The following is a 12118-nucleotide window of genomic DNA, read 5'->3' on the forward strand; positions in this document are numbered from 1 at the left end:
AGGCACGCAAATGAAGTTGATTCTGACCGCTGATGTGGACAACCTCGGTGCCCCCGGCGATACCGTCGAGGTCAAGGACGGTTACGGACGCAACTACCTGCTGCCCCGCGGTCTGGCCATCGTCGCCAGCCGAGGTGCGGAAAAGCAGGTCGAGGGCATCCGCCGCTCGCAGGAGGCCCGCCGGGTGCGCGACCTCGATCACGCCAACGAGCTGAAGCAGGCCATCGAGGGCCTGGATTCGGTCTCGCTGAGCGTGAAGACCGCGGGCACCGGCAAGCTGTTCGGCTCGGTCACCCAGGCCGACGTCGCCGCCGCGGTGAAGACCGCCGGTGGCCCCGTGCTGGACAAGCGCAGCATCGAGCTGCCGAAGTCGCACATCAAGTCGACCGGCAAGCACACCATCGCGGTGCACCTGCACCCCGATGTGACCGCGAAGTTCGACCTGCAGGTCGAAGCCGCTTCCTGACAGCGGCAGTTCTGCTCCGCCGTCGTCACCCCCGCTCACCCGGGCGGGGGTGACGACGGCTGCTCCGCGGACCGGTTGCACGGCATTTGCCATGATCTGTCGGCCGTGCTCGATACCCGGCGCGCACGACTCGCGCCGGTGATACCTCCGCGTCCGCGATGTCCTGTGGATCACCGGTGGATGAATACGAAAACCAACCGCCCTCACTGTGACCTGGTTCATATCGAACACCCGTGCCGTTCACCTGACACGCCCGGTTGTTCACTCGAGGCGACACGCCGCAAAAATATCTATCCACATCTGTATAGATGCAGAAACAAGCATCTATCAGCGGCTTCGGCGTGTCCTCACACGGTTTTCCCCAAGTTGTCCACAGGGGGTGCACATCCATGGGTAAACACTCCACAAGTTATCCACAGGTCTGTCCACAGGTGCATTTGGCGACGGCGTGTCCGCTCGCTAGTGTCCACGCATTGTCCACAACAGGACCCCGTTCGGCCGCCGCGAACCGGCACCGTGCGCCGGGGTTGCTGAGCCGACCCGCGACGAGGGCGAATCTGTCGGTGCCAGGGAGTAGAACACGATTCATCCACAACGGTGGAACCCGATCGTGGAGCTGGCCTGATCGTCGAGGAGAGAGGACGTCGAGCAGGTGACGACCACCGATGACCGCGGGCCCCGTGGCGATTTCCCGCCCGAGCCCCCCGGCGAGGATTTCGGCCGTCAGCCGCCCCACGACATGGCCGCCGAGCAGTCCGTCCTGGGCGGCATGCTACTCAGCAAGGACGCCATCGCCGACGTCGTGGAAGTGCTGCGCCCCGGCGACTTCTACCGCCCCGCGCACCAGGCCGTCTACGACACCATCCTCGACCTCTACGGCCGCGGCGAACCCGCCGACCCCGTCACCGTCGCCGCGGGCCTCGAACGCCGCGGCGAACTCAAGCGCATCGGTGGCGCCCCCTACCTGGTCACCCTGACCCAGACCGTCCCCACCGCCGCCAACGCCGGCTTCTACGCCGAAATCGTCGCCGAGAAGGCCATCCTGCGCCGCCTCGTCGAAGCAGGCACCCGCATCGTGCAGTACGGCTACGCCGGCGCCGACGGCCAGGACATCGCCGAGGTCGTCGACCGCGCCCAGGCCGAGGTCTACGAGGTCACCGAACGCCGCACCACCGAGGACTTCCTCCCCCTGGAAGAACTCCTCCAGCCCACGATGGACGAGATCGACTCCATCGCCTCCCGCGGTGGAATTTCCCTCGGCGTCCCCACCGGATTCACCGAACTCGACGAGATCACCAATGGTCTGCACCCCGGGCAGATGATCATCGTCGCCGCGAGGCCTGGCGTCGGCAAAAGCACGCTGGGAATGGATTTCATGCGCAGCTGCTCGATCAAACATGGTTTGGCGAGCGTCATCTTCTCTCTGGAGATGAGCCGCACCGAAATCGTCATGCGCCTCCTCTCGGCCGAAGCGAAAATCAAACTCGGCGATATGCGTTCGGGCCGGATGAGCGACGACGACTGGACCAAACTGGCCCGCCGGATGAGCGAGATCAGCGAGGCTCCGCTTTTCGTGGACGATTCCCCGAACCTCACCATGATGGAGATCCGCGCCAAGGCCCGCCGCCTCAAGCAGCGCCACGATCTCAAGCTCGTCGTGGTCGACTACCTGCAGCTGATGACCTCCGGCAAGAAGGTCGAGTCGCGTCAGCAGGAAGTCTCGGATTTCTCCCGAAACCTGAAACTGCTCGCCAAGGAATTGGAAGTTCCGGTGGTCGCGATCAGTCAGCTGAACCGTGGTCCGGAACAGCGAACCGACAAAAGGCCGATGGTCTCCGACCTTCGCGAGTCGGGCTGCCTTCCTGCATCGACTCGGATTCTGCGCGCCGATACCGGTGCGGAGACGACGCTCGGGGATCTGCTCGCCGGCGGAGAACAGCCGTTGGTGTGGTCGCTGGACGACCGGATGCGGATGGTTGCGCGCCCGATGGTCAAGGTATTCCCCAGCGGACGCAAAGAAGTGTTCCGCCTTCGACTGGCCTCGGGACGAGAGGTGGAGGCCACCGGCAACCATCCGTTCCTGACCGTCGACGGATGGATTCCGCTGGAGAAGCTGAAGGTCGACGACCGGCTCGCCACTCCTCGTCTGGTGCCCGAGCCGGCACACACCGAACGCATGGCCGAGGCCGAGATCGTACTGCTCGCCCACATGATCGGCGACGGCTCCCGTGCCGAACTGGGTCTGTTCGGTCTGCGCAGCTATGAGAAATCCGTGCCCGACAGAGTCTTCGGTTTGCCGAACGACCAGGTAGCGCTTTTCGTACGACACCTGTGGGCCACTGACGGATCGGTGCGCTGGGATGCCAAGGGACGCCAGGCCAGGATCTACTACGCGTCCACCAGCCGTCGTCTCGTCGACGACCTGGCTCAACTGCTGCTGCGGTTGGGCGTACACGCCCGTATCAGGCGGGTGAAGAGGACCGGCTATCGCGACTGCTGGCACCTCACCGTCGACGGCGCCGACAACCAGACCGTTTTCCTGCGGGACATCGGCGTCCACGGGGCACGCGGTGTCGCAGCCGAGGCAGCGCTGGCCGAGCTGGAGCCGCTCACCCGCAACACGAATGTCGACACCGTCCCGAAGGAAGTGTGGAACCAGGTCCGCACTCTGCTCGCCGCCGAGCGGATGACCCACCGTGAGTTCTCCGCGGCTATGGGCTCGCGTTTCTGCGGCTCCACGATGTGGAAGCGCTCGCCGAGCCGATCCCGGCTGGCTCGCGTCGCCACGATCCTCGACGACGCCGACATCGAGATGTTCGCGACGAACGATGTGTTCTGGGACAGGATCGTCGAGATCACCTCGCTCGGTGAGCAGGAGGTCTACGACGGCACGGTGCCGGGCACGCACAACTTCGTCGCCCAGGGCATTTCGGTACACAACAGTCTGGAGCAGGACGCCGACATGGTCATCCTATTGCACCGGCCCGACGCCTTCGAACGCGACGATCCGCGTGGCGGTGAGGCTGACCTGATACTCGGCAAGCATAGGAACGGCCCCACCGCCACTATCACGGTTGCTCATCAGTTGCACCTCAGCCGGTTCGTCGACATGGCTCGAGGATGATGGCTACTTGTGGGGTCTCGAAATAGGCGGCCAGATCTCAATATAGGTTGCCAATCGATGGCCACATGGCCATCGATTGTGCGACATAGATCGGTCAGCTCTGCGCAGAACAGCATTATCAACGGCAACAAGATCGCGCAAGCGAGCTCGGATATCGACGGACTGCCCGATAATAAATGGCCGCCGATGGCTGTCGATCAATATTCCACGTTCGATGACGCTACCGTCTTGGACGGCACAAACAAATGGTCGGTCAATACAGATAGGGTAACAGATCTGGCTATCGAATACGGATCCATCGAGCCCGGAGACAAAATTGGTTCGGGAGCGACGTGCACCGTGACGAAGGCATCGTTGGTCGGCGTGGGCGAAACTCGGCTTCGAGCAATGCTACCGAACGAATCGGAACCCGCCTCGATCAAAGGTGACTCCAACTATATCGCCCAGCACGGTTACGACGAGAAGGTGTGGGTCAACCAGACCGGCGGCTCGGTTCGGATCGTCACCACAGTGGACGGCTGGCAAGGAACGCTGAATGTGAATGCGGATCAGATCAACAATGTCGGAGGAGCATCGTCGGCGCTCCGGCGGATCTGCGATTCTGCATCGAACAGGCAGAACTCGCGGTCGTCGGCGATGCTCTGCCGGATCAGGCGATATGGGCTCGCAGCCCCGTTTCGCCGGCGTCATAGACCTGCGGGGCGCCGAGCAGTAGGGGCCGAACAGGTTGACTGTCAGCCTGTTCGGCGGGATGTCGATGGATGGTCTCGATGTGCCGGTACGTCGAGGAGATGGTCCAGGTGGGAGCGTGACCAGTCGCAGAGGGCGTGGATGGCGGTCACGAGTTGTGTGCCTGCTTCGGTGAGGGTGTAGTCGACGCGGGGGTTCGCGGTGCCGTGGTCGTATCGCTCGACGAGGCCGTGGTTTTCGAGGTCACGCAGGGTCTGGGTGAGCATCTTGTAGCTGATGCCCTCAATCGCGCGGTGCAGTTCGCGGAAGCGGTGGGTGCCCGCGTCGATCTCTTCCAGAACCCGTAGGCCCCACTTGGTCGATATCGCGGCGAACACGCGCAACGCGATATCGCGTGCACGCTGTTCCGCGTCGTCGTTGCCGCCCAAGGGATCACCGCTCACTTTCGAGTGCGTACTGCTGCCGCCGGTCGATTCACCGTAGCGTTCGGCACGTGCGGATCCTGAAGACATACGCCCGGCTGTTCGTTGCCGACCTCGACACCGCCCTGCCGTTTTACGAGAGCATCGTCGGCGCTCCCGCGGATCTGCGGTTCGGTTTCGAGCAGGCGGAACTGGCGGCCGTCGGCGATTTTCTGCTCATCGCGGGCGAGCCCGAACACATCGATCGTCATCGCTCGACGGTCGGTCCGGTGGTGGTCGACGATCTCGGCCGGTTGATGGCTCGTGTCACGGCTCGGGGAGCCGAGGTGACCGGCGGGCCGTTCACGAGCGAGACCGGACAGTTCGTCTATCTCCGCCATCCTGACGGGACGACTGTCGAATACGTGGAATGGTCGCCGGAGGTGCGGACCCGCGTGCTCGGTTGACCCTCGGATCGACCGGCCGCAGTTGTCCACACTGCCGCTCACATTCACCCGTGGGCGCCCCTTCCCTCGAGAGACCTTCCGCTGCCCGGTACCGGAAAGCTCGGTCAGGCGATGTGTGTACGCAGCGCCGCTTCGAGGACGTCGAGCGCCTCGGTCAGCAGATCGTCATCGATGACCAGCGGCGGCAGCAACCGGATGACATTGCCGTAGGTGCCGCAGATCAGCGTGATGACACCGTTGGCGAAGGTCTGCGCGACAACGGCTTTCGCGGCCTCGGCATCGGGCTCGCCGGTGCCGGGGCGGACCAGTTCGAGGGCGAGCATGGCGCCACGGCCGCGGACCTCGCCGATCAGGTCGAGTTCGTCTGCGAGCTTTCGCAGGCGGGGCTCGGCCAGTGCCTCGATCTGCCCGGCCCGGGCCGGTAGATCGAGCTCGCGCATGACGCCGATGGTGGCCAGTGCGGCGGCGCAGGCGACCGGGTTGCCGCCGTAGGTGCCGCCGAGCCCACCGGCGTGCACCGCGTCGAGGAGATCCGCGCGACCGGTGACCGCGGCGAGCGGCATCCCGTCCGCGATGCCCTTCGCCATCGTGATCAGGTCGGGGACGACGCCCTCGTGCTCGCAGGCGAACCAGTCGCCGGTGCGGGCGAAGCCGGTCTGGACTTCGTCGGCGATGAACAGCACGCCGTTGTCTTTCGCCCAGGCGACCAGCCTCGGCACGAATCCCGGTGCGGGCACGATGAATCCGCCTTCGCCCTGGATCGGTTCGGAGACGACGGCGGCGAGGGAATCGGCGCCGATCTGCTTCTCGATCTGTGTGATCGCCCGGTGCGCGGCCTGCTCGCCGGTGAGGCCGTCGCGGAACGGGTAGGACGCGGGCATCCGGTAGATCTCGGGGGCGAACGGGCCGAAGTGCGCCTTGTACGGCATCGACTTCGCGGTCAGCGCCATGGTGAGGTTGGTCCGCCCGTGGTAGGCGTGGTCGAACGCGACGACGGCGGTCTTCCCGGTGGCCAGGCGGGCGATCTTGACGGCGTTCTCCACGGCCTCGGCGCCGGAGTTGAACAGCACCGTCCGCTTCTCGTGATCGCCCGGGGTGAGGGCGGCCAGCTCCTCGGCCACCCGGATGTAGCTCTCGTACGGGGTGACCATGAAACAGGTGTGGGTGAAGTGCGCCGCCTGGTCCGCCACGGCGGCCACGACGGCCGGGTGGGAAGCGCCGACACCGGTGACAGCGATTCCGGAGCCGAGGTCGATCAGCGAGTTGCCGTCCACGTCCACGATGACGCCGCCGTCGGCATCCGCGGCGTAGACGGGCATGGCGGAGCCGACCCCGGCGGCGACCGCGGCCCGGCGGCGGGCTGTGAGTTCCAGTGACTCGGGGCCGGGGAGCTCGGTGATGATCCGGCGCCGCTGAGCCAGACGATAGGTGAAGCCGGTCATCGGGTGAGCTCCTTCGGCGGGCGCGACTTCGACGGGCGCATCGGGCCGCTCGTCGAGGTCATCGATCGTTTTCGTAGTGCCTGTGCCGGGAACGCGACCACAGGCGGGTACCGGCTCTCTTCGTCCGGGTCGTTCTTCGGTCGTGCGTCGGAAGCGTCGAGCCGGAGTGCGTCAGCGATGTCAGGCGGGTCGGAGGCCGCGCGCTGGAGTTCCCAATTCTACGGCGCGGCGCTCTTCGCGGGCCGGATGCGAGCACTTCGATACGCGCCATAGCGCGGCACTCACGGCCATCGGCGATTTCGGTGGTTCAATCTCGGGATGCGCAAGTCACTGGTGGTAGTGGCGTTGATCGTGTCCGGATCGGTGGCCGGGACTCTGCCCGCGGGTGCGGCGCCGACCCAACCGTCCTGGTCGGGCGAGTACTCACTGAAGCGCTTCGCGGCGACGAAGGCCGGCACGAGTCCGGCTGCCCGGCAAGCGGAGCCCGACTTCGCCGATATCTATACCTTCGAGACGACCTGCACGGACGGCACCTGCGTGGCGACCGTGATCGATGGCCCGGCGCCGGCCAACCCGACACTGCCGCTACCGGCGCGCTACACCTGGGACGGAACCAGCTGGGTCCACACCTACGACTGGCAGTGGGACTGCTACCAGGGCGAGGGCGTGCCGAAGGTGTGGGCACCCGCGCACTCGGTCGCGTACTACACGCCGCGACCGAACGGGACGCTGACCGGTTCCTGGCGGACCGATATCGACAGCGGGCCGTGCGAGGGCTCGGTGATCATGGATGTCGCGGCCTATCCCGTCCGGCCGCCCGGCGGGCCGTTCGGCAGCAGCTGATCACTCAGGTCTCGTCGTACTTCTCCCAGAAGCGTGAGCGCAGGCGGTACCGGATGCCCTCGTCCAGGTCGTACTTCTGCAGTGCGTCGGAGGCGTCGAGCAGCAGCGCGCCGTCGATGTCGCGGGGGATCGACGGGCGGGCGCGCTGGAGTTCCAATTTGTCGGCGGCGGTGGCGCTTTCCCGGAACGAGGCCAGGACCCGCGTCACCACCTCGTCGATCAGCTGCTCCTGCTCGTCCACGTCCTCGCAGTACGCGGGCAGCCCTCGGCCGGGCGATCCGGTGGAGACGCTGTAGGCCAGCACGCTCTTCGGCGGGCGCGGGGCGGGGGCCTGCGCGGCGGCCGCGAGGTCGAGCGGAGTGCGGACGGTCGGACGGACCGGCGCGCTCGACGGGCGCGGCACAGCGGGCGGCGGCTCGGGGGCGACCGGTTCGGGCACCGGGGGTCGGTCGACCTTCATGACGGCCGCGTCCACCGCCGCGCCGTCGATATTGTCGAGTTCGTCGGCGGCACGGATCAGGTGCCTGCTCACGCCGTGCGACCGGCCCGCGGCGGTGGGCACGGCGAGCACCACGACCTGCACGCCGTGCACCTGGGCCTCTTCGACGGCCTCGGTGAGGTCGTCGTCGCCGGAGACGAGGAAGAACACATCCGAGGCGCCGTTGCGGGCATGGGCCACCAGATCGAGCCCGATCCGCAGGTCCACGCCCTTCTGCTCGCCGTTCACGCCGAACCGCCCGAGCCGGAGCTTGACCTTGGAGATCTCCCCGATCCGCTCCTGCTGGGCGTCCGGCACGCCGTTGCGCGCCGAGTCGTACCAGTGCAATCGCAGCACCGGCAGCCCCGACCTGGCCTCGGCGGCCTCCACCAGCGAGCTGATCAGTTTCGTGTAGTCGACGTGGATCCCGCTGCGCAGCGAGGTGCCGGTGACCCGCGTGGCGGCGGACGCGAGCAGGTACCCGGCATCTACATAGAGGGAACACGTCGACCGCATGCGCCCACTATGGCACGGGCAGGCGGTCGTGACGGTGGGGATCGGCAGGAAGGTCCAGGTGTCGGTCCGGGGCCGGCGGCAGGCCGGTCAGGCGGGCACCCGGTCCCGGGTGAGGAAGGCGTCGACGAGCGCCGTCGCCCGGTTCTCCAGCGTGGCGTAGTGGGCGTCACGCGCGGCGCCGGTGAGCGCGTCGTCGAACAGCAGCGTGCCCTCGGCGTCGACGCGCTGCTGCTGTTCCTCGGCGCCGGGCAACAGGCCGACCGACGACTCGGCAAAGCCGCAGTAGTAGGCGATGCCGTCGTCGAGTTGAGCGCTCAGCGACTGCCGCATGATGTCGACCAGCGGGTCGTCGGCCGCCGCGCCTGCCAGTCCGAGCCACAGCGCCCGCTTGCCCGCGAGCCGGGGCTTGCTGCGGCCGTAGGCGAATCCGTAGTTCCACACGCGGTCGATCCAGCCTTTGAGGATGGCCGGGACCTGCACCCAGTACACCGGGAACACCGCGACGACGATGTCGGCGGCGAGGATTCGGCGCATGTGGCTCTCGACCTCGGCGGAGTAGGTCTTGTCGCGGTTGCCCCATTCGGGAAGGTCGGCGGCGGTCATCCGGGGATCGAAGTCCTCGGCGTGCAGATCGAGCAGGTCGATGCGGTAGCCGGCCGCGGTGAGGCGCTGGGCGGTCAGCCGGGCGATATGGGCGGTGAGCGAGTCGGGGCGGGGATGGGCGAGGACGACCAAGGCGGTCGCAGTGGTGCCCTCGATCCGAGTGGGCTGCATGGGAATCCTTCCTGGAGTCCGGCGTTCCGGACGATCGGTGGTGCGTTCCGATCCCATTCCACCGCCGATTCCGTGGACGATCTATGGGTGAGGATCTCCATTCGATAGGAGTTCGTCTACGCTCGACGGCGTGGACCCCCTGAGCAGACTGCTGGGCGGCATCCGCGCCGAAGGAGCCGTCCTCACCCATGCGGTCCTGGAACCGCCGTGGACCATCCGCTTCGCCGACCGCGCGCCGCTGACCATGGTGACCGTGCTGCGCGGCGGGGGCACGCTGCTGCTGCCCGACGGGGCGCAGCGCCGGATCGAGCAGGGAGACACCGCCGTCGTGCGCGGCCCGGATGGGTTCCTGCTCGCCGATCGCCCGGATTCGGTCGACCTGCCGCACGAGGAATACGAAATCGCTTGCTTCGCACCGGATAACGAATGCGAGGCCGGTCTGGGCGGCGGACGCTGGGGAAACGACCCCGCCGGTGAGACCGCCCTGATCGTCGGCGCCTACCGCGCCTCGGGACGGCGTCATGAACGGCTCCTACGCGCGCTGCCGCCCGCGCTGGTGGTGTCCGACGACGTGGAGGTGTGCGCCTGGATGGAATCCGTCGCCGCGGACGCGGCCCGGCGGCCTGCCGGAGCGCAGGCGCTGATGGACCGCCTGCTCGACTGGGCGTTGGTGTGCACGCTGCGCGACTGGTTCGAGGGACAGGAAGCCGAAGCGCCGGGATGGTTTCGCGGTCCCGCCGATCCGGTGGTCGGCCCCGCACTGGAAGCGATGCACGCCGGGCTCGGCACCGGCTGGACGGTCGCCTCGCTGGCCGCCGTGGCCGGGGTCTCGCGGGCGCTGTTCGCCCGCCGCTTCACCGAGGTCATGGGGCAGTCGCCGCTGGCCTATCTCACCGAATGCCGCATGGACGAAGCCGAAGAGCTGCTGACCGACCGTAGCCGCACCGTGGCGCAGGTCGCCGAGGCCGTGGGTTACGCGGACGCCTTCGGGTTCAGCGCGGCGTTCAAACGGCATCGGGGCATGCGCCCCAGCGAATTCCGCGCCGCACCGAGCGCGTAGCCGGATTTGCTCCGCTCTGCCCAGACGTCGGGGCGTGATACGTTCTTCCGTTGCGCAGCAGCGTGACTGGTCGATCGGTCGCCACTGCGCGACCCGAAACGGGAGAGAACATGCTCAGGCCTCTGGCCGCCGCGGCACGCGCCGCCTTCACCGTCGTCGCCGGAGCGGCGCTGATCGTCCCCGCCGCGGGCATCGCGAACGCGCAACCCGGTTCCCTGCCGATCGTCGCCGCCCAGGGCTATCTCGACTTCGATGCCCGCATCGGTGAGTGCGTGAATCTGGGTGGCACCGAGGAGAACGCGACCATCGAACGAGCCGCCTGCGGTAGCCCTGCTTCCAACTATGTCGTGATCGACAAGGTGAGCAACAGCGACGAGTGCATCGCCGATATCGACGGCTGGTATGCCGAAACGCTCGACGATGTGCAGACCGGGGCGCTGTGCCTGGACTACGACTGGGTGATCGGGGGCTGCATGGACATGGGCGCTGATTCCCCGTACCGGATCGCGTGCACCGAGCCCGCCGTCGAGGGTGTCCGGGTGACCGCGATCGTGCACAGCACCTCCGACCTGGGCGCTTGCGCCAGCGGGGTGGGATACCAGTACACCGAGCGGAACAAGGTGGTCTGCGTCGAGGAGTTCTGAGCGCCCAGCGGGCGATGCTCCTCACGGCGCCTCACCTCCGAGGATCGACGACAGTTTGCTGCGGGTGAAATAGTCGTTTGCGCATGCGGCCGGAGAACTGGCGGCCACTCGGCTCGAGGCACGCCGCGCGACTTCGGGCCGAAGGCGAGGTTGTCCGCCACGCGCAACCACATACGGATGGCGTCCTGCTGGAACACCATGCCGTGATCGGCGCCGGGCCCGTCGACCGTGACGCCACCGGCCCGGATCTCCCCGGCGCCGCGAACAATCCGCCTCTTCTCATCTCGGGGACCCCTTCTCCGATGTGGAATGCCGAATCTTTTGGTATGCCAAATCTGCGGACAGGTCGTGTCGAGGCTGTTCCATGATTGTTTCCGGATGGTAAATCCCAGCTGGAGCGCATTTCACTTGAAGCCTCCAGCTTTCGGCACCTGCTTTGGTATGCCAGGATGGCGGGGAGCGCGGCGTCGGGGACCACGCGAGAGGAGACCACATCCATTGCCATCCAACGATTCCGGCGTCGAGGACCCTCGCCCACTGTCCACCCGCGTCTACACCGATCTGCGCGATCGCATCATCATCGGCGAGCTGCCCCTGGGATCGAGACTGCGCGAGCGCGAACTCGCCGACACCATGGGCGTGTCCCGCGTGCCGTTGCGCGAGGCGCTCCCGCAGCTGGAAGCCGACGGCTTCATCACCACCGCGCTGCGGCGGGGGGCCAGCGTCACCCAGCTGACCATGCGCGATGTCGAGGAGCTCTTCGAGGTCCGGCTGGGTGTCGAGGTCTACGCGACCAGGCTCGCCGCGCTGCGCGTCGCCCACGGCGCCGACACGTCCGCCTTGCGGGAGAGTCTCGAGCGCGCGGTGGGCGCGGTCGACGGCGAGGACGACCTCGAGATGACCGAGCGCAATGCCGACCTGCACGAGGAGATCATCCGGCTGGCGGGCAACTCACTCCTGTCGACGATGATGCGGCCGGTCTCCGGCCGGGACCGGTGGATCTTCCGGATGACCGCCCACCGCGATCCGGTGGTGGCCTGCAAGGAGCATCGCGAGCTCTGCGAAGCGATCTGCGCCGGGCAGCCCGATCACGCCGCGGCGCTGGCCTATACCCACATCGAGCGCGGGCGGATACCCACGCTCGAGACGCTGCGACATGTGCTGCCGGACGACCGGGCGCCCGCTTCCGAACACGAAACCTGATGCCGCGACC

At 67.0% G+C, this 12118-nt stretch carries 11 protein-coding genes; 7 read left to right on the plus strand and 4 right to left on the minus strand.

The features are described 5' to 3' along the window. The first annotated feature begins 10 nt into the window (after positions 1-10). Together rplI and ON26_RS26535 are read left to right on the plus strand one after the other, a co-directional pair. Complete coding sequence (rplI, locus tag ON26_RS26530; RefSeq protein ID WP_040799965.1) at positions 11-466, plus strand: 50S ribosomal protein L9; 456 nt, start codon at positions 11-13, stop codon at positions 464-466. 652 nt (positions 467-1118) lie between these two features. Next, entirely contained in the window at positions 1119-3590 is a 2472-nt protein-coding gene (locus tag ON26_RS26535) for a replicative DNA helicase (RefSeq protein WP_040799968.1), read from the plus strand. Between the two features lie 734 nt (positions 3591-4324). On the opposite strand, the gene ON26_RS26540 is transcribed toward ON26_RS26535, so the two are convergent. Beyond that, positions 4325-4708: a winged helix-turn-helix transcriptional regulator gene (locus ON26_RS26540; RefSeq protein WP_245546073.1), complete on the minus strand. Its 384-nt coding sequence runs from the start codon at positions 4706-4708 to the stop codon at positions 4325-4327. Between the two features lie 65 nt (positions 4709-4773). On the opposite strand from ON26_RS26540, the gene ON26_RS26545 reads away from it, so the two are divergent. Continuing rightward, the gene (locus ON26_RS26545; RefSeq protein ID WP_040799974.1) at positions 4774-5148 is read left to right on the plus strand and encodes a VOC family protein; all 375 of its coding nucleotides are present in this window, start codon (positions 4774-4776) and stop codon (positions 5146-5148) included. 104 nt (positions 5149-5252) lie between these two features. Here ON26_RS26545 and gabT read toward each other — a convergent pair whose 3' ends face one another. Beyond that, positions 5253-6590, minus strand: a complete 1338-nt coding sequence (gabT, locus tag ON26_RS26550; protein WP_040799978.1) for a 4-aminobutyrate--2-oxoglutarate transaminase — start codon at positions 6588-6590, stop codon at positions 5253-5255. Between the two features lie 318 nt (positions 6591-6908). Here gabT and ON26_RS26555 point away from each other — a divergent pair, with 318 nt between their 5' ends. Continuing rightward, positions 6909-7433 carry an Rv2253 family sensor-like surface protein gene (locus ON26_RS26555; protein ID WP_040799981.1) on the plus strand — a complete coding sequence of 175 codons (525 nt, stop codon included), beginning with the start codon at positions 6909-6911 and terminating at the stop codon, positions 7431-7433. A gap of 4 nt (positions 7434-7437) precedes the next feature. On the opposite strand, the gene ON26_RS26560 is transcribed toward ON26_RS26555, so the two are convergent. Together ON26_RS26560 and ON26_RS26565 are read right to left on the minus strand one after the other, a co-directional pair. Beyond that, positions 7438-8427: an NYN domain-containing protein gene (locus ON26_RS26560; protein WP_083884369.1), complete on the minus strand. Its 990-nt coding sequence runs from the start codon at positions 8425-8427 to the stop codon at positions 7438-7440. Between the two features lie 87 nt (positions 8428-8514). Continuing rightward, positions 8515-9201, minus strand: coding sequence for an NAD(P)H oxidoreductase (locus ON26_RS26565; protein ID WP_040799984.1), 687 nt, complete (start codon positions 9199-9201; stop codon positions 8515-8517). 130 nt (positions 9202-9331) lie between these two features. On the opposite strand from ON26_RS26565, the gene ON26_RS26570 reads away from it, so the two are divergent. From ON26_RS26570 to ON26_RS26580, 3 genes are all read left to right on the plus strand, one after another. Then, positions 9332-10261 (plus strand): AraC family transcriptional regulator, encoded by a 930-nt coding sequence (locus ON26_RS26570; RefSeq protein WP_040799987.1) that lies wholly within the window; start codon positions 9332-9334, stop codon positions 10259-10261. Positions 10262-10371: 110 nt separating this feature from the next. Then, a complete protein-coding gene (gene lppU, locus ON26_RS26575) occupies positions 10372-10905 on the plus strand; it encodes an LppU family putative lipoprotein (RefSeq protein WP_051027635.1) in 534 nt (177 codons plus the stop codon). Between the two features lie 498 nt (positions 10906-11403). Next, positions 11404-12108 (plus strand): GntR family transcriptional regulator, encoded by a 705-nt coding sequence (locus tag ON26_RS26580; RefSeq protein WP_245546074.1) that lies wholly within the window; start codon positions 11404-11406, stop codon positions 12106-12108. Positions 12109-12118: the final 10 nt, after the last annotated feature.

Source organism: Nocardia higoensis NBRC 100133 (assembly GCF_000308595.1).
In the GTDB taxonomy this organism is placed as follows: domain Bacteria; phylum Actinomycetota; class Actinomycetes; order Mycobacteriales; family Mycobacteriaceae; genus Nocardia; species Nocardia higoensis.

Coding starts and splice junctions, on each gene's coding strand:
- lppU (WP_051027635.1), top strand. CDS start 10,372: ATGCTCAGGCCTCTGGCCGCCGCGGCACGCGCCGCCTTCACCGTCGTC.
- rplI (WP_040799965.1), top strand. CDS start 11: ATGAAGTTGATTCTGACCGCTGATGTGGACAACCTCGGTGCCCCCGGC.
- ON26_RS26565 (WP_040799984.1), bottom strand. CDS start 9,201: ATGCAGCCCACTCGGATCGAGGGCACCACTGCGACCGCCTTGGTCGTC.
- gabT (WP_040799978.1), bottom strand. CDS start 6,590: ATGACCGGCTTCACCTATCGTCTGGCTCAGCGGCGCCGGATCATCACC.
- ON26_RS26555 (WP_040799981.1), top strand. CDS start 6,909: ATGCGCAAGTCACTGGTGGTAGTGGCGTTGATCGTGTCCGGATCGGTG.
- ON26_RS26560 (WP_083884369.1), bottom strand. CDS start 8,427: ATGCGGTCGACGTGTTCCCTCTATGTAGATGCCGGGTACCTGCTCGCG.